The following is a 26452-nucleotide window of genomic DNA, read 5'->3' as shown; positions in this document are numbered from 1 at the left end:
ACGCTCAAAAGTCGTCCGGGTGACAAAAGGGATTCCAGGCTGAGGTCAACCGCCAATGGTGGGACAGATCGAACCGTCACCGCGTCTGAGGAGGTTCACGTATGCCGTCGATCGCAGCGTTGCGGGAACGCGCGCGGGGCGCCCTGCTCGGCCTGGCCGTCGGCGACGCGCTGGGCGCCCCCGCCGAGAACCTGAAACCCTCCGAGATCCGCGCCCGCTGGGGCCGCATCACGGGCTACGTCACCGACGACCCCGCCGGCACGGACGACACCGAGTACGCGATCCTCTCCGGCCTGCTGCTCGCCCGCCACGGCTCCGCCCTCACCCCGGCCCACGTCGAGGCCGCCTGGCACGCCTGGATCGCCGACCGCGACGAAGGCCCCTTCCGGGGCGCCGGCTTCAGCGAACGCGGCACCCTCGAAAACCTCCGCCGCGGCCTCACCGCCCCCGTCACCGCCCAGCACCGCCACGCCTGGAGCGACGGCCTCGCGATGCGCGCCGCCGTCTTCGGCGTCTACGCGGCGGGCCGCCCTGCGGAAGCGGCCCGCCTCGCGGCGATCGACGGCTCCGTCAGCCACGAGGGCGAGGGCATCTACGGCGGCCAGGCGGTGGCGGCGGGCGTGGCGGCGGCGATGACCGGCGCACCCCCCATCACGACGATCGCCTCGGCCCTCGCGGTCGTCCCGGCCGACTCCTGGACCGCCCGCTCTCTTCGTCGTGCCGTCTCCGTGGCCCACGAGGGCGAGCGGGCCATCCGCTCGGCCGTCGTCATCGCCGGCTACCCCTGGACCGACCTCGCCCCCGAAGCCGTGGCCCTCGCGTTCGGCGCGTTCGCCGCGTCCGGCGGCGACTTCCGCGACTCCGTCCTCACCGCCGTCAACATGGGCCGCGACGCCGACACCACCGCCGCCGTCGCCGGCGCCCTCTCCGGCGCCACCCAGGGCATCACCGCCATCCCCACCCCCTGGGCCCACGCCATCGGCCCCGCCAAAGGCTCCTGCCTCCCCGAAATGGCCGGCCACCACATCCTCGACATCGCCGAACTCCTCCTACAAACCGAGCCCATGAAGTGGCGCCCCACACGCACAGACTTCGCCCTGGCGGCGGAGGCAGGGGAGGACCGATGAGCACGGGAGGAACACCGACAGGGGGGAGTCAGGACCGGGAACCGGGGAACGCGAAGGAAGCGAAGGAGGCGAACAATTCCACAAGGCCAACGACAAACACCACAACAACCAGCACAACCAAACTCCGCCCAGCCCCCACATACCCAGGGGCGCGGGGAACTGCGCGACCAGCCACAACGAACCCGCACCAGCCCACCCACAGCCCCCACCCCCACAGAACCACCCCCCACCCCCCGCAAGCCGCCGACGCACAGCACCCCCCACAAGACCCACCCGCACCCGACAACGAAACCCGCACGGGTGGCGCGGGCGGGCACACTCACCCAATCCACAACGAACCCCGCCGCCCAACGACCGGCATGCTCCTGGGCCTGGCCATCGGCGACGCCACCGGCTGGCCCTCCGCCCGCCACAGAGCCACCCGCATGCCCACCTGGACCCGCCGCCTCACCCGCGAACTGGACACCTTCGCAGAACAGAACGCCACCACCACCCTCCCCGTCCCCATCGCCCTGAACCAGTCCCCCGCCCCCCTCCACCTGGGCCCCTCGGACGACGCGGAATGGGCCGCCTTCACCGCCCAGACCCTCCTGAACGCCGCCGACCCCACCACCTTGAACGACCTGAGCCGAGACCACCGGGCGAGAACAGCCATCGACCTCACCTGGACCTCCCTCGCCGCAGAGGTCGCCGCCGCGACCGCGAACGCCCCGGAGATCGAGTCGGCCGTCCTCCCCTTGCGCGCCCGCATCTCCGTCCGAGCCGGCCTGGGCAACCTCGCCGCCGGCCTACGCCCCCCGGCGACCGGCCACGACAACCCCCACTACTTCGACGACGCGGCCTGCGTCAGGGCCTGCGTCCTGGCCACCACCCACCCCGGCAACCCCACCCGCGCAGCGGACCTCGCCGAGTTCGACGCCCGCTACACCCAGGACGGCGACGGAGTCCACGGCGCCAGAGCCATGGCCGCGGCGATCTCCCTGGCCCTGACCGGCGAGAACATCGACACCTGCGTGACGGCGGCCCTGGACCGGCTCCCCCCGGAGACGGAGATCGGCAGGAACGCCCGCCAGGCCCTCCACCTGGCCACCACCACGTCGTCCCCCTTCGCCCTGATCCCCCTGCTGGAGCACCAGATCGTCGACCACGTCTACAGCTACGGCATCGCGGCGGCGGAGACCGTCCCCATCGCCCTGGCCCTCTCCCTCGCCGCGCACGGCGACATCACCGAGGCGATCCCCGCGGCCGCCTGCCTCTCCCGCGTCGCGGACTCCGCCCCCGCCCTCACCGGCGCCCTGACCGGCGCGATCGGCGGCGCGGCGGCGATCCCCGACACCTGGCGCACCACCACCCGCACCCTCTCCGGCTGCACCCTCCCCCGCCTCACCGGCACCGACCTCCTGGAACTCGCCGAACTCCTGGAAGCCGCACAACCGCCCACGACAGGAGCATGATTCACCACATGCACGACAAAACCCCCACCCCCTACGGAACACCACAGGCGCCCTTCGACTCCCCTCAGCCTTCCTTCCAGCCGTCCCTGACGGACCGCATCACCGCCGCGATCGTCGGCGCGGCCGTCGGCGACGCCCTCGGCGGCCCCGTCGAGGGCTACTCCCCCGCCCAGATCCTGGACCGCCACGGCGGCCGGGTCACCGGCGTCGTGGGCCCCTGGAACGGCGACGACTGGCGCACGGCCCGCCCGATCGCCCCGTACCACAAGGGCGACGGCCACGTCACGGACGACACCTTGATGACCCACGCCCTGATCAGGGTGTACGAGAAGGTCCGCGACCACCTGGACGCCCACGCGATCGCCGACCACCTGGTCCCCGACCTGATGACCACCCCCCGCTGGATCCCGGAGCTGGAGACGGAGGCCCTGCTCCTGCACCGCCTCTTCCTCGCGGAGAAGTGGCTGGTCACCCGACTGCACTACGGCCACGTCGACCCCCGCGAGGCCGGCGTCGGCAACATCGTCAACTGCGGCGCCGCGATGTACATGGCCCCGGTCGGCATCGTCAACGCGGCCCATCCGAGGGCCGCCTACCTGGAGGCCCTGGACATCGCGGGCGCCCACCAGTCCTCCTACGGCCGCGAGGCGGCCGGCGTCTTCGCGGCGGCGGTCGCGGCGGCCTGCACGCCGGAAGCGACACCGGCGTCCGTGATCGACACGTGCCTGTCCCTGGCGAAGGACGGCACGCGGACGGCGATCGAGAAGACCTGCGAGACAGCCGCCCGGTACGACTCCCCCGACGCCGCCCTGGCCCCCCTCCGCGAGGCGATCGCCCCCTACGACACGGTGGGCCCCGACTACCGCGCCCCCTCCCTCGGCGCCCGCCGCCCCTCCCGCCTCCACTCCATCGAGGAACTCCCCGTCGCCCTGGCCATGTTGCTCATCGCGGACGGCGACTACGAGACGGCGGTCCTGGGCGCCGTCAACTACGGCCGGGACTGCGACTCCATCGCGACGATGACCGGCGCCCTCGCCGGCGCCCTGGGCTCCCCGCCCCCGGACACCTGGGCCCAACAGGTCGCGGACGCCAGCAAGTTGGACCTCCAACACCCGGCCCGCACCCTCACCGCCGTCACCCGGGAGATCTTCGACCGGGACGTGGCCCGCCGCCGCGCCCACGAATCCGCCTTCACCACCCTGGGATCCCCCCTGTGCTCCGCCTGACCTGGCTCCAGCCCGAAGACCTCCTGGGCCACGAACTCCGCCAGGCGGCCGAGGACGGCCGCGACGCCACCGGCATCGCCACCCGCTGGCACGAGGCGGGCGGCCCCCCACCCCCGCCCAGAGCGGGCGCCTCCCCCACCCCGGCCCCACCTCACCTCCGTGCCCTGGCCCTCACTCTCCTGACCGAACTGGCCTCCCTCCCCAGCGAGTTGGCCAACTCCGAGCCCACGGGCCCCCCTTCACCCCCGCACTGCACACCCACCCCACCCCCCTCCCCCCAGACCTACGAAGCCGCCTGGCTAGGCCGCGCCGTCGGCTGTGTCCTCGGCAAACCCGTGGAAAAACTCCCCCTCCACGCCATCCGCGCCCTCGCCAAAGCCGCCGGCAACTGGCCCCTGACCACCTACTTCACCGAGCGCGACGTCCCCAACTCCCTCCTGAAACAACACCCGTGGAACCGCCGCTCCGCGCCCACCTCCCTCGCCGAGAACATCGACGGCATGCCGGAGGACGACGACCTCAACTACCCCTTGCTGAACCTGCTTCTGCTCCAGCGCCACGGCAGATCCTTCACCACGGACGACGTCGCCCGCCTGTGGCTGGACGAACTCCCGGCGGGCCGCACCTTCACAGCGGAACGCGTCGCCTACCGAAACCTCCTGACCGGCATCGACCCCCCGGACACCGCGACCCACCACAACCCCTTCCGGGAGTGGATCGGCGCCCTGATCAGAGCGGACGTCCACGGCTGGACCAACCCCGGAAACCCCCACGCGGCAGCCGAACAGGCATACAGAGACGCCCGGTTGACCCACACCGCCAACGGCGTCTACGCGGCGATGTTCACCGCGGCGACGATCGCGACAGCGACGACAGGCACCCAGGACATCCACGCCTGCCTGCGCACAGCCCTGACGACGATCCCCCCGACTTCCCGCCTCCACAAGGCAGTCGAGAACGCGATCCAACTGGCCCACACCCACAAGGACTTCGACAAGGTCGTCGACGCCCTGCACGCGACCCACGCCGCCTACCACTGGGTCCACGCCATCCCCAACACCGCACTGATCGCCGCCGCCCTCACCCACGCGGACGGCGACTTCACGGCCTCCATCTGCCGCGCGGTTTCGGGAGGTTGGGACACGGACTCCAACGGCGCGACGGCGGGCAGCATCGCCGCCCTCCTCTCCGGCCCACCCACGCCCCACTGGACGGCCCCCCTGAAGAACCGCCTCTCCACCTCCGTCCCGTCCTTCGACGGCATCGGCTTCGACACCCTGGCCCACCTCACCCACAGGGAGGCGTCCCGCCCATGACCCACATCGTCGTACTGGGCAGCACCAACATGGACCTCGTCACCCACGCCCCCCGCCCGCCGGCCCCCGGCGAGACCCTGACCGGCAGGGACTTCCGCACCACCCCCGGCGGCAAAGGCGCCAACCAAGCGATCGCGGCAGCACGCGCCGGCGCGACCGTCTCGATGATCGGCGCGGTCGGCACCGACCCCCAAGGCCCCCTCCTGCGCGCCACGTTGGACCAGGCGGGCGTGAACACCGACCACCTCCGCACGATGGACACCGCGTCGGGCACGGCCCACATCACCGTGGACGACGACGGCGGCAGCGCGATCGTCGTCATCCCCGGCGCGAACGGCACGGTCGACCACCTCGCCCCCGGCGACGAGACCCTGATCGCCTCGGCGGACACCCTCCTCCTCCTCCAGTTGGAGATCCCGCTCCCGGCGGTGGTGGCGGCGGCGCGGGCGGCGCGGGCCCACGGAGTCCGCACGGTCCTCACCCCGTCCCCCGTCACCCCGCTCCCGCCCGAACTCCTCGCCGTCACCGACCTGTTGGTCCCGAACGCGTACGAGGCGATCACCCTGTCCGACCGCACGGACCCGGTGGACGCGGCACGCCACCTCCTCACCCTGGTCCCGGAGGTGATCGTCACCCTGGGCGCGGCGGGCGCCCTGCACGTCTCCCGGACGACCGCCCCGCTCGCCGTCCCGGCCCCGCACACGACCCCGGTCGACTCGACTGCCGCCAGGGACACGTTCGTCGGCGCCCTGGCGACCGCCCTCGGCGAGGAACGCCCCCTCGACCAGGCCCTGCGCTGGGCGGCGGCAGCGGCGTCGCTGTCGGTCGAGCGCCCGGGTGCCGCCACGTCGATGCCGTACCGTCAGGAGATCGAGGAGCGCCACGCCGCATGACGTCAACTCCCTTGCAGGGCCTACGCGTCCTGGATCTGGCCACCCTCTTCGCGGGCCCGCTCGCGGCGACGCTGCTCGGCGACTTCGGCGCGGAGGTCGTCAAGGTCGAGCACCCGGCGAAACCGGACCCGTCCAGGGGCCACGGGCCCGCCAAGGACGGGGTGGGCCTGTGGTGGAAGGTGCTGGGCCGGGGCAAGCGCACGATGACCCTGAACCTCTCCACCCCCGGCGGCCGGGCCACGCTGCTGCGCCTGGCGGAGACCGCGGACGTGGTCGTCGAGAACTTCCGCCCCGGCACCCTGGAGCGGTGGGACCTCGGCTGGGACGTCCTGCACGCCGTGAACCCCCGTCTGGTGCTGGCACGCGTCACCGCCTTCGGCCAGTTCGGGCCCGCCTCCCACCGCCCGGGTTTCGGCACCCTCGCCGAGGCGCTGAGCGGTTTCGCCGCCGTCACCGGCGAGCCGGACGCGCCCCCGACGCTCCCGCCGTTCGGCCTCGCCGACTCCATCGCGGGCCTCGCCACGGCGTACGCGGTGATGACGGCGCTGGCCGCCCGTGACCGCACGGGTGAGGGGCAGGTCGTCGACATGGCGATCATCGAGCCGATCCTCACGGTGCTGGGCCCCCAGCCGACTTGGTACGACCAGCTGGGCCACGTCCAGCGCCGCACCGGCAACCGCTCCGCCAACAACGCCCCCCGCAACACCTACCGCACGGCCGACGGCACCTGGGTGGCCGTCTCCACCTCGGCCCAGTCCGTCGCCGAACGCGTCATGCGCCTCGTCGGCCGCCCCGACCTGATCGACGAACCCTGGTTCGCGACGGGCGCGCGGCGGGCGGCCCACGCGGACGTCCTCGACGACGCCGTGGCCCGCTGGATCGCCGCCCGTCCCCGCGACGAGGTCCTTACGGCGTTCGAGAAGGCCGAGGCCGCGATCGCGCCCGTCCAGGACGTGCGGGACGTCGTCCAGGACCCGCAGTACCGGGCGCTCGGCACGCTCACGACCGTCGACGACCCCGAACTCGGCCCCCTCCTCATGCAGAACGTCCTCTTCCGGCTCTCCGCCACCCCCGGCGCGATCCGCTGGGCGGGCCGCCCCCACGGCGCCGACACGGACGCGATCCTCACCGAACTCGGCGTCACCGCCGACGAGTTGGCCACCCTCCGGGAGACGGGCGCCGTATGAGAAAGTTCCCCCTCACCTGGCTCTACGCCCCCGGCGACCGCCCCGAGGTGGTCACGAAGGCGTTGGCGGCGGGCGCGGACGTCGTCATCATCGACCTGGAGGACGCCGTCGCCCCGGACCGCAAGTCCTACGCCCGGGCGGCGACGGCGGAACGCCTCGCCGACCCCCACCCCCACCGGATCCACGTACGCGTCAACGCGGCGCACACCCCCTGGTCCCGGGCCGACCTGACCGCCCTCTCCCCGCTCCCCGGCGTCTCGGCCCTGCGCCTCCCCAAGATCACCACTCCCGGGGACGTCACGGCGACGGCGGACGCCCTGGCCCGGAACCTCCCGCTGTACGCCCTCCTGGAATCGGCCCTGGCGATCGAGCACGCCTACGCCATCGCCCGGTCCCACCCCGCCCTGCGGGGCATCGCCCTGGGCGAGGCGGATCTGAGGGCCGACCTGAACGCCACCTCGGACGAAGCCCTCGCCTGGCCCCGCTCCCGCGCGATCGTCGCCGCCCGAGCCGCCTCCCTGCCGCCCCCGCCCCAGTCCGTGCACCCCCACACCAAGGACCTCGCCGCCCTGGCCGCCACCAGCGCGCAGGGCCGCCGCCTGGGCTTCCTGGGCCGGGCCGCCATCCACCCCCGCCAGCTCCCCGTCATCGAGAGCGCCTACCTCCCCACGCAGGAGGAGATCGAGAAGGCTGAGTCGATCCTCAAGGCCGCCGAGCGGAACGAGGGCGCCCAGGCCCTTCCCGACGGCACCTTCATCGACAAGGCGGTGCTGGAGGCGGCGCATCGAACCCTCGCCCTGACCGCCCCCTGACCTGAACCCGCCCCCGTCCCCGGCATGGGCGAAGGGCGCCCAGGGTTCCCTGGGCGCCCTTCGTACCGTCTCGTGCCGTCGAGCCGGCTAGCTCTGCTTCCCGGCGGACTTCGCCTCGTTCCCGTTCTCGGCGTCGGCCTTCTTGTCCTCGGGCTCGCTCTCAGAGGCGCCCTCGGCCTCGCCCTCGCCGTCGGGGGCGCCGGGCTCGACGATCTCCTCCCGCCCGGGGCGCTTCTTCGCGGAGATCACGAAGTACGTCACCGCGAGGAGGAACACGAGCAGCGCGGTCCAGTTGTTGAGACGCAGGCCCAGGATGTGGTGCGCGTCGTCGACCCGCAGGTACTCCGTCCAGAACCGCCCGACGCAGTACGCGGCGACGTAGAGCGCGAACGCCCGCCCGTGCCCGAGCTTGAAGCGCCGGTCCGCCCAGATGACCAGGAACGCGACACCGACGCACCAGAGGGATTCGTAGAGGAACGTCGGGTGGTAGTACCCCGGCACCCGCCCTTCCGCGGAGGACGTGATGTGCAGCGCCCAGGGGACGTCCGTCGCCTTGCCGTACAGCTCCTGGTTGAACCAGTTCCCCCAGCGCCCGATGGCCTGCGCGAGCGCGATCCCGGGGGCGACGGCGTCGGCGTACGCCGGCATCGGGATCCCGCGCCGCCGGCACCCGATCCACGCCCCGAGCGCCCCGAGCGCGATGGCCCCCCAGATCCCGAGCCCGCCCTCCCAGACCTTGAAGGCGTCGACCCAGTCCCGGCCCTCGCTGAAGTACAGCTCGTAGTCGGTGATGACGTGGTACAGGCGCCCGCCGACGAGGCCGAACGGCACCGCCCAGACGGCGATGTCGGCGATCGTCCCGGCCCGCCCGCCCCGGGCGAGCCATCGCTTGTTGCCGAGCCAGACCGCGACGAAGACGCCGATGATGATGCAGAACGCGTAGCCGCGCAGCGGGATGCCCCAGAGGTGGTAGACCCCGTGCGACGGGCTGGGAATGTAGGCAAGTTCCATGGCAGGGTCGACGCTACCTTGCCGGGCCGGGCCGACGGCGGGCAGCCCGGCAACGGCTGGATAACGGGCCGGTCAAACGCGGGGGAACTCCTGTCGATCCCCTGTCGGCCCGCTCCCGGCCGGAACCGGCCGCCCGAAACCCCCGTCAGCCCCGCCGGCCTCACCCCTTGTCCGCCTCCTCCACCATCTGCTTCAGCTTCGCCGGTGTCATCGACTGGTCCGCGTAGATGTTCTTCCCGTTGAACAGCACGGTCGGTGTCCCCCCGAACCCGCCGTTGCTGAACGCCTCGGCGGACTTCTTCACCCACGCGTTGTGCGTGCCCTTCTCGACGCACGCGCGGAAGGCGGGCGTGTCGAGCCCGTCGACCTTCCCGGCCAGCTCGATCAGCCTGGCCTCCTTGGCGTACGCGTCGTCGGTCTCCTGGGGCTGGTTCTCGTACAGCACGTCGTGGTACGCGGGGAACTTGCCGACGTCCTGCGCGCAGGCGGCGGCGTTGGCCGCCTTGCGGGACCCGCTGCCGCGCAGGTTCCCGTCGATGAGGGTCGCCAGGTGGTACTCGGTCTTGAGCTTGCCCGCGCCGGTCAGCTCGTGGATCACCGAGCGGTACGCCGTCTCGAACGACTTGCAGGCCGGGCAGCGGAAGTCCTCCCACACCACCAGCGTCGACTTGGCGCTCTCCTTGCCGACGGGGATGGCCAGCGCGTCCTTCCCGCCCGCCCCGGACGGCGCGACGACCGGGCCCGCGCTGTCCCCGCCGTCCTTCCCGGCGTTCGCCGCGACGACGCCGATGCCCGCGGCGACCGCCAGCACGGCGACGACGCTCGCGCCGACGACCAGCACCTTGCGCCGCTTCTCGGCGGCCTTCTGCTTCTCACGCTCGACCGCCAGCCGCTCCCGCGCCGACAGCTTTCCCACTCGGTTCTTCTCGCTCACACCCCGCAAACGAACAGGGGAGACGCATTGCGCCTCCCCTGTCCCAGGACCACCCGATCGAGTGAGTGACCCGCCGACCGGCCCAACAGACCGGCCCAGCAGCCCTTACGCCGTCCGGCGCACGCCCTTCGCGAGGTCGGCGGCCAGCTCCCGCACCGCCTCGACGCCGGCGGCGGTGTCCGGCGCGTCCAGCATCCGCTGCACGAACGCCGATCCGACGATCACGCCGTCCGCGAAGGAGGCCACCTCGGCGGCCTGTTCGGCGTTGGAGACGCCGAGCCCGACGCAGACGGGCAGGTCGGCGCGGGTCGCGCGGGTCCGCTCGACCAGGTTCTGCGCCTGTGCGCCGACCGATTCACGCGTCCCGGTGACGCCCATCAGCGAGGCCGCGTACACGAAGCCGCTGCCGGCCGCCGTGATCTCCGCGAGCCGCGCGTCCCTGCTGCTCGGCGCGACCACGAAGACCGTCGCGAGGTCGTGCTTGGCGGCGTGCTCCCTCCACAGCCCGGCCTCCTGGACGGGCAGGTCGGGCAGGATGCAGCCCGCGCCGCCGGCCTCGGCCAGCTCGGCGGTGAACCGCTCGACGCCGTAGCGGTCGATGGGGTTCCAGTACGTCATCACGAGCACCGGCTTCCCGGTCGCCTCGTGCGCCTCACGGACCGTCCGCATGACGTCCGCGATCTTGACGCCGCCGCGCAGCGCGATGTCGTCGGCGGTCTGGATGACCGGCCCGTCGAGCACCGGGTCGCTGTGCGGGAGGCCCACCTCGACGACGTCCGCGCCGCCGTCGAAGACGGCCTTGATCGCGTCGATGCCGCCGTCCACGGTCGGGAAGCCGGCCGGGAGGTAGGCGATGAGCGCGGAGCGGCCCTCGGCCTTCGCGGCGGCGAGGGTGTCGGACAGGAGTCGGATGTTGCCGGTCACTTGGAGGCCCCCTCGTCGGTCGTGTCGTACAGGCCGAAGTAGCGGGCCGCCGTGTCCATGTCCTTGTCGCCGCGCCCGGACAGGTTGACGATGATCAGCCCGTCCCGGCCCAGCTCCTTGCCGACTTCCAGCGCGCCCGCGAGCGCGTGGGCCGACTCGATGGCCGGGATGATGCCCTCGGTGCGCGAGAGGAGGCGCAGGGCCTGCATCGCGGCGTCGTCGGTGACCGCGCGGTACTCGCCCCGGCCGCTGTCCTTGAGGTAGGAGTGCTCCGGGCCGATCCCGGGGTAGTCGAGCCCCGCCGAGATCGAGTACGGCTCGGTGATCTGGCCCTCGTCGTCCTGGAGGACGTAGGAGCGCGAGCCGTGCAGGATGCCGGGCTCACCGGCCGTCAGCGTCGCCGCGTGCTCGCCCGTCTCGACGCCGTGCCCGGCCGGCTCGCAGCCGATCAGACGGACGTCCGTGTCGGGGATGAACGCGTGGAACAGGCCGATCGCGTTGGAGCCGCCGCCGACGCAGGCGATCGCGGCGTCCGGGAGGCGGCCGGCGCGCTCCAGGATCTGGCGGCGCGCCTCGACGCCGATCACCCGGTGGAAGTCACGGACCATCGCCGGGAACGGGTGCGGGCCCGCGACCGTGCCGAACAGGTAGTGCGTGCGGTCGACGTTGGCGACCCAGTCGCGGAACGCCTCGTTGATCGCGTCCTTCAGCGTGCGGCTGCCGGACTTCACGGCGATGACCTCGGCGCCGAGCATGCGCATGCGCGCGACGTTCAGGGCTTGGCGCTGGGTGTCGATCTCGCCCATGTAGATCGTGCAGTCCAGGCCGAACAGCGCGCACGCGGTGGCCGTCGCGACGCCGTGCTGGCCCGCGCCGGTCTCCGCGATGACTCTGGTCTTACCCATGCGCTTGGTCAGCAGGGCCTGGCCGAGAACGTTGTTGATCTTGTGGGAGCCGGTGTGGTTCAGGTCCTCGCGCTTGAGGAACACGCGCGCGCCACCCGCGTGCTCCGCGAAGCGGGGCACCTCGGTGAGGGAACTGGGGCGGCCGGTGTAGTTGACCAGGAGGTCGTCCAGCTCGCGGGCGAACGCCGGGTCGCCCTTGGCCTTCTCGTACTCGACGGCGACCTCGTCCACGGCGGCGACCAGGGCCTCCGGGATGAACTTGCCGCCGAAGTCGCCGAAGTAGCCCTCGGCGGTGGGGACGTGACCCTCGGGGTCGGGAATGAAGAACTCGCTGGGCATGCGGAAACCTCACGGTGAGTTGTGGAGAACAACACGAATTCGCCGTGGGGGCAGGGGTTCACGAACGGCTTCAGCTGATCTGTTCGCGCCCGCGCGGCTGTGGCCGCACCTCGGGTGACTCCCCGCGCCCCTTCAGGTCCGTTGCCATCGACGGCCGTTTACCTGTCCCGGCTCGGCCCCGATGACGTACCGCACCCTCCGGCCGTGCACCCTGCGCGCGGGCGCGCGGCAGCCCCGGGGGCGGCAACCGCGCGCGAGTCGCGCGTGCCTGTCCTCGGAGTACGGAGTCGGAGTCATCGTCGTAAGCCTAACGGGTGATCACGCGCGCCCGTGCCGGATCGCCGGGTGTTCGCCCGCGGCGACCAGATCCGCGACCGCCGCCCTGGGGTCCTTGCCGGTGACCAGGGACTCGCCGACGAGGACGGCGTCGGCGCCCGCGTTGGCGTAGGCGATGAGGTCGTGGGGGCCGCGGACGCCGGACTCGGCGATCTTGACGATGCGGTCGGGGATCTCGGGGGCGACCCGCTCGAAGGTGGAGCGGTCGACCTCGAGGGTCTTGAGGTCGCGGGCGTTGACGCCGATCACCTTCGCGCCGGCGGCGACCGCGCGCTCCACCTCGTCCTCGTCGTGGACCTCGACGAGCGCCGTGAGACCGATGGACTCGGCACGCTCGATCAGGGACTCAAGGGCGGGCTGTTCGAGGGCGGCGACGATCAGGAGGGCGAGGTCGGCGCCGTGCGCGCGGGCCTCCCACAGCTGGTACGACGTGACGATGAAGTCCTTGCGCAGGACGGGGACGTCCACACGCGCGCGTACGGCGTCGAGGTCGGCCAGGGAGCCGCCGAAGCGGCGCTGCTCGGTGAGGACGGAGATCGCGGCGGCGCCGCCCGCCTCGTAGTCGGCGGCGAGGCCCGCCGGGTCGGCGATCGCGGCCAGCGCGCCCTTGGAGGGGCTGGAGCGCTTGACCTCGCAGATGACCTTGACGCCGTCACCCCGCAGGGCGGCGACGCCGTCCTTGGCCGCCGGGGCCTTCGCCGCGCGTTCCTTCAGCTCGTCGAGGCTGACGCGCGCCTGCCGCTCCGCGAGGTCGGCACGGACTCCGTCGATGATCTCGTCGAGCACACTCACGCGAGCGGCCCCCTTCCGGGCGGTGACATTTCCTGCCGCGATGGTATCCGCCGGACCCCACGTGGCCCGCATCAGACCGGCGCCGCTTCCATTACCCGGACGTTCCCCTGTTGATCAAGGGCGTAGCCAGTCGGCGAACGGCAGGTTTCGGACAACCGTGAAGACCAGCAGGAACACGCCGATCGCCCACAGGTGCGCGTTCCCGAGCACTACGCGCGCGGGGCGGGCGCGTGCCGCGCGGACCACCCAGACAGTCCACACGACGGCGAAGCCCAGATAGGCCAGTACGGCGGCGGCGTTGTCCTGGAGCGCGGTCAGCAGGTCGCCGTGCGCGAACGCGTGCGCGCTGCGCAGGCCGCCGCAGCCGGGACAGTACAGGCCGGTGAGCTGGTAGAGGGGGCAGACGGGGTAGTGGCCGGGCTCGTTGGGGTCGACGGTCGCCACGTACCCGAAGGCGCCGACGACGGCCGCCATGATCCCGGCGGGCACGGCGAGGCGGGCGGCGAGCGAGGGGCTGGTCTGCTGGACGTCGGCCTTCGTCATGTCTCGCATTGTGCACGCGCGACGGCGGCCCGGAACGCTCTCGCGCCGGGCCGCCGTCGGAAAGTCCGCTCTGAAGAGCCGTCTCAGCTGTCGGCCTTGGCCGGGGTGCCGTAGGTGATGTGGTCGGGGAGGTCGCGGTAGCCCTTCGGCTGGCCGAGCCCCATGCCCTTCATGACCAGGCCGACGCCACCGCCGAGCACCGAGATCACCATGCCGGCCCAGAAGCCCAGCGGCTGCGCCATCACCATGAACGCGCCCGCGACGCAGAATCCGATGAACGAGATCGTGACACCGGTCCAGGCGGCCGGGGTGTGACCGTGGCTGTTGCCCGCCATGACTTGCTCCTCATTGCTGTCCATGTGACGCCCACCCGGACGCTCCCCCACATTGTCCCGCACCCACCGCCCCGAGGAACGCCGGGGTGCCCCCTGACAACCGCCGATTCACCACAACGGGACCCCGAACACCGTTCCCACACGCGGGACGTGCGGGCGGGGAGGGCAGGCAGGAAGGGCGCCAAACATCTCCGCGAGCCTTCACACGCGCACGCGTGACGCGAGGGCGGAGGGCCGGCCGGCCGGGCGCGGGTTCGCTGTCACGGGCGCGCACGGGACGCGAGAGTGGAGGGCCGGCCGGCCGAGTGCGGGTTCACCGGCACGCGCGCACGCGTGACGCACCGCCAGGCCGGAACGCCCCTCGCTCCCGGGCCAGGTGCGACGCCGGGGGCACCCGTCCGTCGGCGCGACGCGGGGCACCCGGCTCTCGGGCCAGCAGCCTCGCGCGTGTGCCTGCGCGAGGGCGCCGCTCCCGGTGTGGGCCTCCGCGAGGACATCGCTCCCCCGGCGTGGGCCGCTCCCCGGCGGATCCCCTCAGGCGGGGTCCGCGCCCGTGGGGTCCTCACCGCGGTCCAGTGCCTTCCACATGTCCTCAGGGCGGTCCGGGTCGGCGGGCTTGGCGGTGCGGCGGGGGCGGGGGGTGCCGTCGCGTTCGTAGCGGCCGGACATGCCGGGCCACAGGCGGCCGTAGCGCAGGGCGAGGAGGCCGGCGAGCAGCAGGAGGGCGCCGCCCGCCGCGGCGACGTACGGCCAGGCCGTGTGGGAGAGCGCGGCGACGGTCGCGGAGGTGTCGCCGGACGCCTTCGCGGCCTGCTCGTCGAGCGCGGAGCTGTCGTCCGCGCCGGTGAGGGCCGCGACGAGGATCCCCACGCCGGAGAGCGCGAGGACGACGGAGACGGCGAGCCGGCCCGCGCGGCGGACCGCGAAGACGGCGACGAGCGCGGCGAGGCCCACTATCGCGAGCGCGGCGGGCACCCCCGTGACGTCGCTGCCCTTCGCGGTGAGCCGGAAGGCCCCGCCTGCCACCGACGCGGTCCCCTCCGACCATCGCTGCCGGGTCGCCAGCAGCGCGACGGCCGCGCCGAGCGCCCCGCTGAGCAGGGCGAGAGCGAGGCTACGGCGGCCGGAACGCGCGGGTCCGGCCTCGATGCGGGGGTGCGGTACAGCAGTCACGTACTCCACTATCGCCTGAACCCCGGGCGTTCCGTCACCCGGGGTTCATATCCGGCGCACGGGGCACGACCGAAACACCGCGAACCACGAACCGGCGGGCGTGCGAGACCTGGCGACATCTCGCTGAGCGGTGTACCGGCGCGGGGGGGGGCGGTGACCCGGCAGGTCAGCCCGCAGGGGCGGGCGTCGGCACGGCGCATCGGGGTACCGGTGCCGTGCCGGTGCCGCTGAGCGGCCCGCGCTGTGACCGGTCCGACCGGCGGGCCGGCCGCGCCGCTTCGGCTCCGAGCGGAGGGCACCGGCCGACGGCCCGCACGGTCGCACCCCCGGCGAAACCCCACCACGAGCCTCCCACCGAGCCCACCGACGCACCCCGGCCTACCAGGTGAGACCGCCGACGCGCCCCGCCCGCCAGGTGAGGCCCGCCTGCGTACCCCGGCCCGCCTGACGGGAACCGGCGTGTCCCGGCCCACCGGGCGACAACCGGCGTGCCCGGCCGCCCGGTGAGGCCGGTGGCGCCTCACGCGCGCCGGGGCGTCAGCTCGTCCCGCCGAGGCGGTTCGCCGTGTGGACCGCTCGCAGGACCGCCGCAGCCTTGTTGCGGCACTCCTGGTCCTCGGCGACGGGGTCGGAGTCGGCGACGATGCCGGCGCCCGCCTGGACGTAGGCGGTGCCGTCGCGCAGCAGGGCCGTGCGGATCGCGATGGCCGTGTCGGAGTCGCCCGCGAAGTCGAGGTAGCCGACGCAGCCGCCGTACAGCCCGCGCCGGGACGGCTCCAGTTCGTCGATGACCTGCATCGCGCGGGGCTTCGGCGCGCCCGACAGCGTGCCGGCGGGGAAGCACGCCGTGAGGACGTCGAACGCGGTGCGGCCGGGCGCGACGCGGCCGGTGACGGTCGACACGATGTGCATCACGTGCGAGTACCGCTCGACGGACATGAAGTCGACGACCTCCACCGACCCCGGCTCGCACACGCGCCCCAGGTCGTTGCGCCCGAGGTCGACCAGCATCAGGTGCTCGGCGCGTTCCTTGGGGTCGGCGAGGAGTTCGTCCGCGAGGGCCTGGTCCTCCTGCGGCGTGGCCCCCCGGTGCCGGGTCCCGGCGATGGGGTGGACCATCGCGTGCCCGTCCTCGACCTTGACCAGGGCCTCCGGGGACGATCCGACGACGTCGAACCCGTCGAACCGGAACAGGTACATGTACGGCGACGGGTTGGTCGCCCGCAGCACCCGGTAGACGTCCAGCGCGCTCGCCGTGCACGGCGTCTCGAACCGCTGGGAGGGCACGACCTGGAACGCCTCGCCCGCGCGGATGCGCTCCTTGATGTCCTCGACGGCCGCCATGAAGTCGGGCCCGCCCCACAGGGCGGTGTACTCGGGCAGTTCGGACGGCGGCAGGACGGCCGGCGGCTGCGCGACCGCGCGCGAGAGGTCCGCCTCCATCGCGTCCAGGCGCGCGATCGCGTCCGCGTACGCCTCGTCGACGCCCGTGTCGAGGTCGTTGTGGTTGATCGCGTTGGCGATCAGCAGGACGGAGCCCTCCCAGTGGTCCATGACGGCGAGGTCGCTGGTGAGGAGCATCGTCAGCTCGGGCAGCTTCAGGTCGTCGCGTTCGCCGGGGCCGATCTTCTCCAGGCGGCGGACGATGTCGTAGCCGAGGTAGCCGACCATGCCGCCGGTGAAGGGCGGGAGGTCCTGCGCGTGGGGCGTGTGCAGCGTCTCGATCGTCGCCCGCAGCGCGGCGAGCGGGTCGCCGTCCACGGGGACGCCGACCGGGGGTGTGCCGAGCCAGTGCGCCTGGCCGTCGCGCGCGGTGAGCGTCGCGGCGCTGCGCACGCCCACGAAGGAGTAGCGAGACCAGGAACGGCCGTTCTCCGCGGACTCCAGCAGGAACGTGCCGGGGCGCTCGGCGGCGAGCTTGCGGTACAGCGCGACCGGGGTGTCGCCGTCGGCGAGGAGCTTGCGGGTGACCGGGATGACCCGCCGGTCGACGGCCAGCTTGCGGAACGTGTCGAGGTCCATGGCGGCCGACCCTACTGACCCGAGGTGAGAGAGAGCACATCCTCGTCGAAGCAGGTCCGCGCGCCCGTGTGACAGGCGGCGCCGACCTGGTCGACCTGGACGAGGACCGTGTCGGCGTCGCAGTCCAGCGCGACCGACTTCACCCACTGGACGTGCCCCGAGGTGTCGCCCTTGACCCAGTACTCGCGGCGGCTGCGCGACCAGTACGTGCACCTGCCGGTCGTCAGCGTCCGGTGCAGCGCCTCGTCGTCCATCCAGCCCAGCATCAGCACCTCCCCCGTGTCGTACTGCTGGGCGATCGCGGGTACGAGGCCGTCGGGGCTGCGCTTCAGGCGCGCCGCGATCTCGGGATCGAGGCTGCTGGGCCGGGGGTCACCGGTCGTGCTGGTCATGCCTGCCATTGTGCCGCCTGCCACTGACAGTGACGGTCCGGTGTCCACTGTGCGGACGTGCGCGGCGGTCGTAGGCTGGCGGCATGTCGACCTTCGCCAAGCGTGAACGGCTGCTTCTCGCCGACCTCTTGGAGACCTGCGGTCCGGACGCCCCGACGCTCTGCGAGGGCTGGCTGACCCGGGATCTCGCCGCGCACGTGGTGGTGCGCGAACGCCGCCCCGACGCCGCGGGCGGCACGCTGATCAAGCAACTGGCGTCCCGTCTGGACAAGACGATGGCCGAGTACACGGCCAAGCCGTACGAGGACCTGATCCACCTCATCCGCACGGGCCCGCCGCGCTTCTCCCCGTTCGCCCTCAAGCAGCTCGACGAGGCCGCCAACACGGTCGAGTTCTACATCCACACCGAGGACGTCCGCCGCGCCCAGCCCGACTGGACGCCGCGTCCCCTCGACCCCGTCTTCCAGGACGCCCTCTGGTCCCGCCTCGAACGCACCGCCCGCCTGGTCGCCCGCTCCTCCCCCACCGGCCTCGTCCTGCGCCGCCCCGACGGCCGCACCGCCGTGGCCCACAAAGGCACCCCCGTCGTCACCGCCACCGGCGAGCCCTCCGAACTCCTCATGCTCGTCTTCGGCCGCCAGTCCACAGCCCAGGTCGACCTGGAGGGCGACAAGGAGGCGATCGAACAACTGCGCGCGGGCAAGCAGTTGGGCATGTGAGCACCGTGGCCCGGGGCTGACGGGGAGGAGCCTCGCTCCAGTTGGCCCGCGTCAACTCCCGTCCCCGCCCCCTCACCCCGGCAACTCCGCCCGCCGCAACCCCCGCACCCCCAGCACGACAACCGCGCTGCCCCCGTTGAGCATCGCGCAGGCCGCGAAGACCGGGCCGGTGCCCCAGAGGGAGACCGCCCAGCCCACGAGGGGAAACGTGAGCGGTGCGACGCCGTAGCCGATGAGCGTGGAGACGGCGGTGACGCGGCCGATGTACGCGGCGCCCGCGCGGGCCTGGACGAGGGTCCCCGCGAGCGCCCCGCCGAGCCCGGCGAGAAGGCCGACGCACAGGGCGACGGACACGGCACCGGCGACGGACGGCACGCGCGCGAGGGCGGCGATGGCGAGGGCGCCGCCGACGGTGGCGAGCGCCAGCACCCACCCCGCGCGCGGGACCCGCCCCCGCCAGGCGAGGAGGAGCGACGCGGCACCGGCCCCCACTCCGAACCCGGCCAGGACGAGCCCGAGCCCGGAGGCCCCCCACCCGCGCTCCCCGGCGAGCAGCGTCAGCCCCAGGTTCATCGGCCCCACGAACCCGAGATCGCTGAGCGTGATGGACACCACCAGCGCTGTCAGCACCCGGTCCCGCCGCACGTACCGCACGCCGTCCACCAACTCCCCCGCAACCCCACGCCACCAGGCCCCCGGCTCACCCGGGCCTTCCCAGCGCCCCCGGCCCTTCCCACCCACGCGCGCGTCCCGCGCGACAGCGTCACGCCCCGCCACCACAGCCGCCGAAGCCCCCGCCCCTGCGGCCCTCTCGCCCCCGCGCGCGAACCCGACGTCCCCCGAAGCCACCCCCACCACTTCCAGCCCCTCCCCCGCACGCGCGCGTGCGGCTGTCCCGCGCGGAAGGCACCCCCGCCGCCCAGACCCTTCCCGCTCGCCCGCCCCTGCCTCGACACCCCGCACCCGAACCGCCCCCAGCACCGGCCACGACACCCCGATCAGCAACGCCGCCACCCCGAACGCCCCCGCGGTCCCCCCGACCGCCACCCCCACCCCGCCCAACGGCCCGCCCAGCACGTTCGCCAGCCGCACGGACAGCCCCCGGAGCCCCTGCACACGCCCGAACTGGCCGGGCGGCGCTATGAGGGCCGGCAGGGCCCCCGCGGCCGGCAGGAAGGCGGCGTCGACGATCCCGAACAGCACCGCGACGGCGGCGAGGACCACGAGCCCGGGGGTGGTGGCGACCAGCAGCAGCGCGGCCAGCAGGACGAGCCCGCACCGCACCCCCGTGCCGGCCAGTACGACACGCCGGGCCCCGTACCGGTCGGCCAGCACGCCCCCGCCCAGCATGAGCACGGCCCGGGGCAGCGCCCCCGCGACGGTCACCAGCCCGGCCTGGAAGGGCGTCCCGGCCTGCACGGCGGCCCAGGACAGGGCGACGTAGTACACGTTGTCACCGACCCCGGAGGCGGTGAACCCGGCGAGCCAGCGGAGCACGTTCGGATCCCGATGCGCGCCACGCGCGCCCACGCCGTCCACGGAGCCCCCTCAGAACCGGAACGGGAACGCGTAGGTATGCACCTGGACGTTCTCCCGCCCCTCGGTGTCCCCGGCGGCCTCGGCCGCCCGCCCGCGTTCGTCGTACCGCCGCAGCAGGGCCAGCAGCTCCTGGTTCAGCTCGGCCAGTTCCCCGGCGGTGAGCCGGAGGTTGGTCTCGGAGGACTCGGCGGCGGCGTTCCACTCGGCGCCCCAACGCGCGCGTTCGTCGAGGAAGTGCCGGTACATGTCCGCGCGCTGCTCGAAGAACAGCCGGCTGGCGGCGGTGTGCGCGGCGGCCCGCTCGGGCGCGTCGCGGAAGTCGGCGTCCTGGATGCGCAGCCCGTCGGAGGTCCGCCGCCACCACCGCTCACGCCCGTCCGCGCTCTGCGCCCCGGCCTCCTCGATGAGCCCGTGCTCGGCGAGTTTGCGCAGGTGGTAGCTGACGAGGGAGACGGCCTCGCCGACCTGTGCGGCGAGCTGCGAGGCGGTCGCCACGCGCGCGACGGTGAGCCCCCGGTACAGCTGGGACCGCAGGGGGTGGGCGAGCGCCTTGAGCGTGCCCACGTCGGTGATCCGCCGGTCCCTCTCCTGCTCTGTCATGCCCTCCACGCTAGATACGAAAGGAAAGTTGCGCAACACATTTTGCGCAACTTCCCTTTCGTATCACCCCACAAGTAAGCCCCGTTCGCCAGGCGAACGGGGCTTACACCAACGCGCTACAGCCTCACCGAACCGGGTGCCCGGCCTCCCTCAGCGCCTGCTTCACGTCGCCGATCCGCAGATCCCCGAAGTGGAACACCGACGCGGCCAGCACGGCGTCCGCGCCCGCCCCGACGGCCGGCGCGAAGTCGGACAGCTTCCCGGCGCCCCCGGACGCGATCAGCGGCACGGAGACGTGCTTGCGGACGGCCTCGATCATCTCGATGTCGTAGCCGTCCTTCGTCCCGTCCGCGTCCATCGAGTTGAGCAGGATCTCTCCCGCCCCCAGTTCGGCGGCCTGGTGAGCCCACTCGACGGCGTCGATGCCGGTCCCCCGGCGCCCGCCGTGCGTGGTCACCTCGAACGACCCGGACTCGGTGCGCCGCGCGTCCACGGACAGCACGAGCACCTGGCTCCCGAACCGCTCGGCGATCTCCTTGATCAGCTCGGGCCGGGCGATGGCGGCGGTGTTGACGCCCACCTTGTCGGCGCCCGCGCGCAGGAGCTTGTCGACGTCCTCGGGCGCGCGCACGCCCCCGCCGACGGTGAGCGGGATGAAGACCTGCTCGGCGGTGCGGCGCACCACGTCGTAGGTGGTCTCGCGGTTCCCGGAGGACGCGGTGATGTCGAGGAACGTCAGCTCGTCGGCGCCCTCGGCGTCGTACACCTTGGCCATCTCGACGGGGTCGCCCGCGTCGCGCAGGTTCTGGAAGTTGACGCCCTTGACGACCCGTCCGTTGTCGACGTCCAGGCAGGGGATGACGCGGACGGCCAGGGTCATGAGTCGGCTCCTCTGAATGCTTCCAGCTCGACCTCGACGAGGATGCGCGGGTCGACGAACCCGGTCACGACGGCGAACGTGGTCACCGGGCGCACCGCGTCGAAGAGTTCCTTGTGCGCGCGCCCGGCCTCGTCGACGTCCCGCGCGTGGATGAGCAGTACGCGCGTACGGATGACGTCCTCAGGTCCCGCGCCCAGTTCGGCGATGGCCTCCAGGGCGGTCCCGAACGCCGTCCTGGCCTGCTCGTAGGGGTCGCCCTCGCCGTGCAGGACGCCGTCCTTGAAGGACGTCGTGCCGCCCACCAGGATCCGGTCGCCCGCCGCGACGGCACGGGAGAACCCGAAGGGCTCCTCCCAGGGCGACCCGCTCGCCACGCGCCGTACGCCGGACGTCATGACGACACCGCCGCCAGCGCCTCTTCGAGGGTGAACGCCTTCGCGTAGAGCGCCTTGCCGACGATGGAGCCCTCGACGCCGAGGGGCACGAGTTCGGCGATGGCGCGCAGGTCGTCGAGGGACGACACGCCGCCGGAGGCGACGACGGGCCGGTCCGTCGCGGCGCAGACGCCCCGCAGCAGTTCCAGGTTGGGCCCCTGGAGGGTGCCGTCCTTGGCGATGTCGGTGACGACGTACCGCGCGCAGCCCTCGGCGTTCAGCCGCTCCAGCGTCTCGTACAGGTCGCCCCCGTCGCGCGTCCACCCGCGCCCGCGCAGGGTGGTGCCGCGGACGTCGAGGCCGACGGCGATCTTGTCGCCGTGCTCGGCGATGACCTTGGCGACCCACTCGGGGGTCTCCAGGGCGGCCGTGCCGAGGTTCACGCGCGTGCAGCCGGTCGCGAGGGCGGCGGCCAGCGTGTCGTCGTCGCGGATGCCGCCGGACAGCTCGACCTTGATGTCCATCGCGCCGGTGACCTCGGCGATGAGCTTCCGGTTGTCGCCAGTGCCGAACGCGGCGTCCAGGTCGACGAGGTGCAGCCACTCGGCGCCCGCCCGCTGCCAGGCGAGGGCGGCCTCCAGGGGGGAGCCGTAGGACGTCTCGGTCCCGGACTCGCCGTGCACGAGCCGGACGGCCTGGCCGTCGCGGACGTCGACGGCCGGGAGGAGTTCGAGCTTGCTCACAGGGTTCCGATCCAGTTGGTGAGGAGCTGGGCTCCGGCGTCGCCGGACTTCTCGGGGTGGAACTGCGTGGCCCACAGGGCGCCGTTCTCGACGGCGGCGACGAACGGGGTGCCGTGGGTCGTCCAGGCGACCTTGGGGGCCCTGATGGCCTGGTTGTGGACCTCCAGGGACCAGTCCTGGACGCCGTAGGAGTGCACGAAGTAGAAGCGCGCGTCCGGCTCGACCCCGGCGAAGAGCTGGGTGCCCTCGGGGGCGTCGACGGTGTTCCAGCCCATGTGGGGGACGATGTCGGCCTTGAGGGGTTCGACCGTGCCGGGCCACTCGTCCAGGCCCTCGGTCTCGACGCCGTGCTCGATGCCGCGCGCGAAGAGGATCTGCATACCGACACAGATGCCCATCACCGGGCGCCCGCCGGACAGGCGCCGGCCGACGATCCAATCGCCGCGCGCCTCCTTCAGGCCCCGCATACAGGCGGCGAAGGCGCCCACGCCGGGCACCAGGAGGCCGTCGGCGTTCATCGCCCTGTCGTAGTCACGCGTTATCTCGACGTCGGCGCCCACGCGCGCGAGGGCGCGTTCGGCGGAGCGCACGTTGCCGAAGCCGTAGTCGAAGACGACGACGCGTTTCCCAGAAGCGCTCAATTCCACACCTCCAGCCTCAGGACGCCCGCGAGGAGCGCCATCCCGGCGGCGACCGACAGGAGCACGATCAGGCTCCTCGGCATGTCCTGCTTGGCGAAGGAGTAGACACCGCCGAGCAGGAAGAGACCCACGACGATCAGGATCGTCGACAACCCGTTCACAGCGCGCCCTTCGTGGAGGGAAGGATGCCCGCCGCGCGCGGGTCGCGCTCGCTGGCGTAGCGCAGTGCGCGCGCGAGGGCCTTGAACTGGCACTCGACGATGTGGTGCGCGTTGCGCCCGTAGGGCACGTGCACGTGCAGCGCGATCTGGGCCTGGGCGACGAAGGACTCCAGGATGTGCCGGGTCATCGTGGTGTCGTACTCGCCGATCATCGGCGCCATCTTCTCGGGCTCGGTGTGCACGAGGTAGGGGCGGCCGGAGAGGTCGACGGTGACCTGGGCCAGGGACTCGTCCAGGGGGACCGTGCAGTTGCCGAAGCGGTAGATGCCGACCTTGTCGCCGAGGGCCTGCCGGAAGGCGGCGCCGAGCGCGAGGGCGGTGTCCTCGATCGTGTGGTGCGAGTCGATGTGCAGGTCGCCCTCGGTCTTGACGGTCAGGTCGAACAGACCGTGCCGGCCGAGCTGGTCGAGCATGTGGTCGTAGAAGCCGACGCCCGTGGAGATCTCGGTTCTGCCCGTCCCGTCGAGGTCGATCTCGACCAGGACGGAGGTCTCCTTGGTGGTGCGTTCTGTACGGCCGACGCGGTTCATACGCGCTGCTCCTTCTTGAGTTCACGGACCGCGTCGAGGAACGCGTCGTTCTCTTCGGGGGTGCCGGCGGACACCCGCAGGAAGCCGGGTACCCCGTTGTCCCTGATGAGGACCCCGCGGTCGAGGATGAATCGCCACGCGGCGTGCGGGTCGCCGAAGCGGCCGAACTGCACGAAGTTGGCGTCGGACTCGGTCACCTCGTAGCCGATGGCCCGCAGCTCGGCGACCAGCCGGTCGCGCTCCGCCTTGAGCTGTTCGACGTACTTCAGGAGCGTGCCGGTGTGCTCCAGGGCGGCCAGGGCGGTCGCCTGGGTGACCGCCGAGAGGTGGTAGGGCAGCCGGACGAGCTGCACGGCGTCGACGACCGCCGGGTGCGCGGCGAGGTAGCCCAGGCGCAGTCCGGCCGCGCCGAACGCCTTGGACATCGTCCGCGAGATCACCAGGTTCGGCCGGCCCGCCAGGAGGGGCAGCAGCGAGTCGCCGTGGCTGAACTCGATGTACGCCTCGTCGACGACGACCATGGACGGCTTCGCGGCCTGCGCGGCCTCGTACAGGGCGAGGACGGTCTCACGCGGGACGGCGTTGCCGGTGGGGTTGTTGGGGGTGGTCACGAAGACGACGTCCGGGCGGTGCTCGGCGATCGCGCGCGTGGCGGCGTCGACGTCGATCGTGAAGTCGTCCTCGCGGGGGCCCGAGATCCACTCGGTGCCCGTCCCGCGCGCGATGAGGCCGTGCATCGAGTAGGACGGCTCGAAGCCGATCGCGCTGCGTCCGGGCCCGGCGAAGGTCTGCAGGAGCTGCTGGATCACCTCGTTGGAGCCGTTGGCGGCCCACACGTTGGCGAGGGCGACCTCGTGGCCGGTGGTGTCGGTGAGGTACTTCGCGAGCTGGGTGCGCAGCTCGACGGCGTCCCGGTCGGGGTAGCGGTTGAGGTCGCGGGCGGCCTCGCGCACGCGCTCGGTGATCCGCTCGACCAGTTCTTCCGGGAGCGGGTAGGGGTTCTCGTTCGTGTTCAGCCGTACGGGGACGTCCAGTTGGGGCGCTCCGTAGGGGGACTTGCCGCGCAGTTCGTCCCGTACGGGGAGATCGTCGATGCCTGTCACTTGCTCTCCGGAACCTTCCAGTCGAACCTCGCCTTGATCGCCGCGCCGTGTGCCGGGAGGTCTTCGGCCTCCGCGAGCGTGACGACGTGATGGGCGACGTCGGCGAGCGCTTCGCGCGTGTAGTCGACGATGTGGATGCCGCGCAGGAACGACTGCACGGACAGTCCGGAGGAGTGGCAGGCGCAGCCTCCGGTGGGCAGGACGTGGTTGGAGCCGGCCGCGTAGTCGCCCAGGGAGACGGGCGCCCAGGGGCCGACGAAGACCGCGCCCGCGTTGCGCACACGCGCGGCGACGGCCGTCGCGTCGGCGGTCTGGATCTCCAGGTGCTCGGCGCCGTAGGCGTCGACGACCCGCAGGCCCTCCTCGACGCCGTCGACGAGGACGATCGCGGACTGCCGGCCCGCGAGCGCGGGGGCGATCCGGTCGTCGACGTGCTTGCTGGCGGCGACCTGGGGGACGAGTTCCTTCTCGACGGCGTCGGCGAGTTCGACGGAGTCGGTGACGAGGACGGCGGCGGCGAGCGGGTCGTGCTCGGCCTGGCTGATCAGGTCGGCGGCGACGTGCGCCGGGTCGGCGGTGGCGTCGGCGAGGACCGCGATCTCGGTCGGGCCCGCCTCGGCGTCGATGCCGATCTTCCCGGTGTAGTACCGCTTGGCGGCGGCGACCCAGATGTTGCCGGGCCCGGTGACCATGTTCGCGGGCGGGCAGGACTCGGTGCCGTGGGCGAACATCGCGACGGCGGTCGCGCCGCCGGCGGCGTAGACCTCGTCGACACCGAGCAGCGCGCACGCGGCGAGGATCGTGGGGTGCGGAAGGCCATCGAACTCGGCCTGCGCGGGCGAGGCGAGGGCGATCGACTCGACGCCTGCCTCCTGCGCGGGCACCACGTTCATGATCACGGACGACGGGTAGACCGACCGCCCGCCGGGCGCGTACAGGCCGACCCGGTCGACGGGCACCCACTTCTCGGTCACGGTGCCGCCGGGCACGACCTGGGTCGTGTGGGCCGTACGGCGCTGTGCGCGGTGGACGAGGCGGGCACGCCGGATCGACTCCTCCAGGGCCGCGCGGACGGCGGGGTCCAGCTCGGCCAGCGCCTTGGTGAGCGCGTCGGCGGGGACGCGGACGGAGGTGAGCCGTACGCCGTCGAACTGCTCGGCGAAGTCGATCAGCGCCGCGTCGCCCCGATGATGCACGGCCTCGCAGATGGGACGCACCTTCTCCAGGGCGGCCGCGACGTCGAAGTCGGCTCGGGGCAGCAGGTCGCGCAGGGCGGGGCCCTCGGGGAGGGCGTCGCCGCGCAGATCGATTCGCGAGATCACGTGGCCAATTCTCGCAGACCGGGCTCGGGGGCCGTTCGCGCGTATCAATGGCTGATACA

The 26452-nt window shown here is 72.8% G+C and carries 29 protein-coding genes; 8 read left to right on the top strand and 21 right to left on the bottom strand.

Translation table 11 applies throughout. The annotated features are described in order from the left end of the window. The first annotated feature begins 101 nt into the window (after window positions 1-101). The 7 genes from IAG44_RS30065 to IAG44_RS30035 are packed head-to-tail and all read left to right on the top strand — an operon-like array spanning window position 102 to window position 8015. Window positions 102-1127: an ADP-ribosylglycohydrolase family protein gene (locus tag IAG44_RS30065; RefSeq protein WP_187750214.1), complete on the top strand. Its 1026-nt coding sequence runs from the start codon at window positions 102-104 to the stop codon at window positions 1125-1127. Next, on the top strand, window positions 1124-2581 hold the full coding sequence (locus IAG44_RS30060; protein WP_425508479.1) for an ADP-ribosylglycohydrolase family protein: 1458 nt from the start codon (window positions 1124-1126) through the stop codon (window positions 2579-2581). Before IAG44_RS30065 ends, IAG44_RS30060 begins: the two co-directional genes overlap by 4 nt. An 8-nt stretch (window positions 2582-2589) precedes the next feature. Further along, window positions 2590-3807, top strand: coding sequence for an ADP-ribosylglycohydrolase family protein (locus IAG44_RS30055; RefSeq protein WP_187750212.1), 1218 nt, complete (start codon window positions 2590-2592; stop codon window positions 3805-3807). Beyond that, a complete protein-coding gene (locus tag IAG44_RS30050; protein ID WP_187750211.1) occupies window positions 3795-5123 on the top strand; it encodes an ADP-ribosylglycohydrolase family protein in 1329 nt (442 codons plus the stop codon). The genes IAG44_RS30055 and IAG44_RS30050 overlap by 13 nt, the downstream gene beginning before the upstream one ends. Continuing rightward, complete coding sequence (locus IAG44_RS30045; protein ID WP_187750210.1) at window positions 5120-6016, top strand: ribokinase; 897 nt, start codon at window positions 5120-5122, stop codon at window positions 6014-6016. The genes IAG44_RS30050 and IAG44_RS30045 overlap by 4 nt, the downstream gene beginning before the upstream one ends. Then, window positions 6013-7203, top strand: a complete 1191-nt coding sequence (locus tag IAG44_RS30040; RefSeq protein WP_187750209.1) for a CaiB/BaiF CoA transferase family protein — start codon at window positions 6013-6015, stop codon at window positions 7201-7203. The genes IAG44_RS30045 and IAG44_RS30040 overlap by 4 nt, the downstream gene beginning before the upstream one ends. After that, window positions 7200-8015 (top strand): HpcH/HpaI aldolase/citrate lyase family protein, encoded by an 816-nt coding sequence (locus IAG44_RS30035; RefSeq protein WP_187750208.1) that lies wholly within the window; start codon window positions 7200-7202, stop codon window positions 8013-8015. Before IAG44_RS30040 ends, IAG44_RS30035 begins: the two co-directional genes overlap by 4 nt. An 87-nt stretch (window positions 8016-8102) precedes the next feature. Here the strand turns inward: IAG44_RS30035 and lgt are convergent, their stop codons facing one another. From lgt to hisI, 11 genes are all read right to left on the bottom strand, one after another. Then, the gene (gene lgt, locus IAG44_RS30030; RefSeq protein ID WP_187750207.1) at window positions 8103-9026 is read right to left on the bottom strand and encodes a prolipoprotein diacylglyceryl transferase; all 924 of its coding nucleotides are present in this window, start codon (window positions 9024-9026) and stop codon (window positions 8103-8105) included. Between the two features lie 160 nt (window positions 9027-9186). Then, the gene (locus tag IAG44_RS30025) at window positions 9187-9960 is read right to left on the bottom strand and encodes a DsbA family protein (protein ID WP_187750206.1); all 774 of its coding nucleotides are present in this window, start codon (window positions 9958-9960) and stop codon (window positions 9187-9189) included. Between the two features lie 105 nt (window positions 9961-10065). After that, window positions 10066-10884 (bottom strand): tryptophan synthase subunit alpha, encoded by an 819-nt coding sequence (trpA, locus tag IAG44_RS30020; protein ID WP_187750205.1) that lies wholly within the window; start codon window positions 10882-10884, stop codon window positions 10066-10068. Then, window positions 10881-12128, bottom strand: coding sequence for a tryptophan synthase subunit beta (gene trpB, locus IAG44_RS30015; protein ID WP_187750204.1), 1248 nt, complete (start codon window positions 12126-12128; stop codon window positions 10881-10883). The genes trpA and trpB overlap by 4 nt, the downstream gene beginning before the upstream one ends. A gap of 132 nt (window positions 12129-12260) precedes the next feature. Continuing rightward, window positions 12261-12425: a tryptophan biosynthesis modulator TrpM gene (trpM, locus tag IAG44_RS44830; RefSeq protein ID WP_425508478.1), complete on the bottom strand. Its 165-nt coding sequence runs from the start codon at window positions 12423-12425 to the stop codon at window positions 12261-12263. Between the two features lie 21 nt (window positions 12426-12446). After that, complete coding sequence (gene trpC, locus IAG44_RS30010; protein ID WP_187750203.1) at window positions 12447-13256, bottom strand: indole-3-glycerol phosphate synthase TrpC; 810 nt, start codon at window positions 13254-13256, stop codon at window positions 12447-12449. 114 nt (window positions 13257-13370) lie between these two features. Continuing rightward, complete coding sequence (locus IAG44_RS30005; protein ID WP_187750202.1) at window positions 13371-13808, bottom strand: DUF2752 domain-containing protein; 438 nt, start codon at window positions 13806-13808, stop codon at window positions 13371-13373. A gap of 74 nt (window positions 13809-13882) precedes the next feature. Next, a complete protein-coding gene (locus IAG44_RS30000; protein WP_187750201.1) occupies window positions 13883-14134 on the bottom strand; it encodes an HGxxPAAW family protein in 252 nt (83 codons plus the stop codon). 534 nt (window positions 14135-14668) lie between these two features. Further along, entirely contained in the window at window positions 14669-15316 is a 648-nt protein-coding gene (locus tag IAG44_RS29995; protein ID WP_187750200.1) for a TIGR02234 family membrane protein, read from the bottom strand. A gap of 528 nt (window positions 15317-15844) precedes the next feature. Next, window positions 15845-17329 (bottom strand): anthranilate synthase component I, encoded by a 1485-nt coding sequence (locus IAG44_RS29990; RefSeq protein ID WP_187750199.1) that lies wholly within the window; start codon window positions 17327-17329, stop codon window positions 15845-15847. Window positions 17330-17340: 11 nt separating this feature from the next. Continuing rightward, a complete protein-coding gene (hisI, locus tag IAG44_RS29985) occupies window positions 17341-17721 on the bottom strand; it encodes a phosphoribosyl-AMP cyclohydrolase (protein ID WP_187750198.1) in 381 nt (126 codons plus the stop codon). 83 nt (window positions 17722-17804) lie between these two features. On the opposite strand from hisI, the gene IAG44_RS29980 reads away from it, so the two are divergent. Then, on the top strand, window positions 17805-18440 hold the full coding sequence (locus tag IAG44_RS29980) for a TIGR03085 family metal-binding protein (RefSeq protein WP_187750197.1): 636 nt from the start codon (window positions 17805-17807) through the stop codon (window positions 18438-18440). Between the two features lie 72 nt (window positions 18441-18512). On the opposite strand, the gene IAG44_RS29975 is transcribed toward IAG44_RS29980, so the two are convergent. The 10 genes from IAG44_RS29975 to hisD form a co-directional block, all read right to left on the bottom strand. After that, window positions 18513-19937, bottom strand: coding sequence for an MFS transporter (locus IAG44_RS29975; RefSeq protein WP_246562179.1), 1425 nt, complete (start codon window positions 19935-19937; stop codon window positions 18513-18515). A 51-nt stretch (window positions 19938-19988) separates the two neighbouring features. Beyond that, window positions 19989-20579 carry a winged helix-turn-helix domain-containing protein gene (locus tag IAG44_RS29970; RefSeq protein WP_187750195.1) on the bottom strand — a complete coding sequence of 197 codons (591 nt, stop codon included), beginning with the start codon at window positions 20577-20579 and terminating at the stop codon, window positions 19989-19991. Between the two features lie 124 nt (window positions 20580-20703). Then, the gene (hisF, locus tag IAG44_RS29965) at window positions 20704-21459 is read right to left on the bottom strand and encodes an imidazole glycerol phosphate synthase subunit HisF (protein WP_187750194.1); all 756 of its coding nucleotides are present in this window, start codon (window positions 21457-21459) and stop codon (window positions 20704-20706) included. Continuing rightward, window positions 21456-21854, bottom strand: a complete 399-nt coding sequence (locus tag IAG44_RS29960) for a RidA family protein (RefSeq protein WP_187750193.1) — start codon at window positions 21852-21854, stop codon at window positions 21456-21458. Before IAG44_RS29960 ends, hisF begins: the two co-directional genes overlap by 4 nt. Continuing rightward, on the bottom strand, window positions 21851-22576 hold the full coding sequence (gene priA, locus IAG44_RS29955) for a bifunctional 1-(5-phosphoribosyl)-5-((5-phosphoribosylamino)methylideneamino)imidazole-4-carboxamide isomerase/phosphoribosylanthranilate isomerase PriA (protein ID WP_187750192.1): 726 nt from the start codon (window positions 22574-22576) through the stop codon (window positions 21851-21853). The genes IAG44_RS29960 and priA overlap by 4 nt, the downstream gene beginning before the upstream one ends. After that, window positions 22573-23217, bottom strand: a complete 645-nt coding sequence (gene hisH / locus IAG44_RS29950; RefSeq protein WP_187750191.1) for an imidazole glycerol phosphate synthase subunit HisH — start codon at window positions 23215-23217, stop codon at window positions 22573-22575. Before hisH ends, priA begins: the two co-directional genes overlap by 4 nt. After that, on the bottom strand, window positions 23214-23378 hold the full coding sequence (locus tag IAG44_RS29945) for a hypothetical protein (RefSeq protein WP_187750190.1): 165 nt from the start codon (window positions 23376-23378) through the stop codon (window positions 23214-23216). Before IAG44_RS29945 ends, hisH begins: the two co-directional genes overlap by 4 nt. Continuing rightward, window positions 23375-23968: an imidazoleglycerol-phosphate dehydratase HisB gene (gene hisB, locus IAG44_RS29940; RefSeq protein WP_187750189.1), complete on the bottom strand. Its 594-nt coding sequence runs from the start codon at window positions 23966-23968 to the stop codon at window positions 23375-23377. Before hisB ends, IAG44_RS29945 begins: the two co-directional genes overlap by 4 nt. Then, window positions 23965-25071: a histidinol-phosphate transaminase gene (locus tag IAG44_RS29935; protein WP_187750188.1), complete on the bottom strand. Its 1107-nt coding sequence runs from the start codon at window positions 25069-25071 to the stop codon at window positions 23965-23967. Before IAG44_RS29935 ends, hisB begins: the two co-directional genes overlap by 4 nt. Next, window positions 25068-26393: a histidinol dehydrogenase gene (gene hisD, locus IAG44_RS29930; protein WP_187750187.1), complete on the bottom strand. Its 1326-nt coding sequence runs from the start codon at window positions 26391-26393 to the stop codon at window positions 25068-25070. The genes IAG44_RS29935 and hisD overlap by 4 nt, the downstream gene beginning before the upstream one ends. Window positions 26394-26452: the final 59 nt, after the last annotated feature.

The sequence above is a fragment of the Streptomyces roseirectus genome, assembly GCF_014489635.1.
In the GTDB taxonomy this organism is placed as follows: Bacteria; Actinomycetota; Actinomycetes; order Streptomycetales; family Streptomycetaceae; genus Streptomyces; species Streptomyces roseirectus.
The sequence above is the reverse complement of the archived record's forward strand: the minus strand, read 5'-3'. Positions and strand labels throughout refer to the sequence as shown.

Coding starts and splice junctions, on each gene's coding strand:
- IAG44_RS30040 (WP_187750209.1), top strand. CDS start 6,013: ATGACGTCAACTCCCTTGCAGGGCCTACGCGTCCTGGATCTGGCCACC.
- IAG44_RS30035 (WP_187750208.1), top strand. CDS start 7,200: ATGAGAAAGTTCCCCCTCACCTGGCTCTACGCCCCCGGCGACCGCCCC.
- IAG44_RS29980 (WP_187750197.1), top strand. CDS start 17,805: ATGTCGACCTTCGCCAAGCGTGAACGGCTGCTTCTCGCCGACCTCTTG.
- IAG44_RS29960 (WP_187750193.1), bottom strand. CDS start 21,854: ATGACGTCCGGCGTACGGCGCGTGGCGAGCGGGTCGCCCTGGGAGGAG.
- hisI (WP_187750198.1), bottom strand. CDS start 17,721: ATGACCAGCACGACCGGTGACCCCCGGCCCAGCAGCCTCGATCCCGAG.
- IAG44_RS30060 (WP_425508479.1), top strand. CDS start 1,124: ATGAGCACGGGAGGAACACCGACAGGGGGGAGTCAGGACCGGGAACCG.
- IAG44_RS29970 (WP_187750195.1), bottom strand. CDS start 20,579: ATGACAGAGCAGGAGAGGGACCGGCGGATCACCGACGTGGGCACGCTC.
- IAG44_RS30055 (WP_187750212.1), top strand. CDS start 2,590: ATGCACGACAAAACCCCCACCCCCTACGGAACACCACAGGCGCCCTTC.
- IAG44_RS30000 (WP_187750201.1), bottom strand. CDS start 14,134: ATGGCGGGCAACAGCCACGGTCACACCCCGGCCGCCTGGACCGGTGTC.
- IAG44_RS30065 (WP_187750214.1), top strand. CDS start 102: ATGCCGTCGATCGCAGCGTTGCGGGAACGCGCGCGGGGCGCCCTGCTC.
- IAG44_RS30005 (WP_187750202.1), bottom strand. CDS start 13,808: ATGCGAGACATGACGAAGGCCGACGTCCAGCAGACCAGCCCCTCGCTC.
- IAG44_RS30045 (WP_187750210.1), top strand. CDS start 5,120: ATGACCCACATCGTCGTACTGGGCAGCACCAACATGGACCTCGTCACC.
- trpB (WP_187750204.1), bottom strand. CDS start 12,128: ATGCCCAGCGAGTTCTTCATTCCCGACCCCGAGGGTCACGTCCCCACC.
- trpM (WP_425508478.1), bottom strand. CDS start 12,425: ATGACTCCGACTCCGTACTCCGAGGACAGGCACGCGCGACTCGCGCGC.
- IAG44_RS29990 (WP_187750199.1), bottom strand. CDS start 17,329: ATGGACCTCGACACGTTCCGCAAGCTGGCCGTCGACCGGCGGGTCATC.
- hisF (WP_187750194.1), bottom strand. CDS start 21,459: ATGACCCTGGCCGTCCGCGTCATCCCCTGCCTGGACGTCGACAACGGA.
- lgt (WP_187750207.1), bottom strand. CDS start 9,026: ATGGAACTTGCCTACATTCCCAGCCCGTCGCACGGGGTCTACCACCTC.
- hisB (WP_187750189.1), bottom strand. CDS start 23,968: ATGAACCGCGTCGGCCGTACAGAACGCACCACCAAGGAGACCTCCGTC.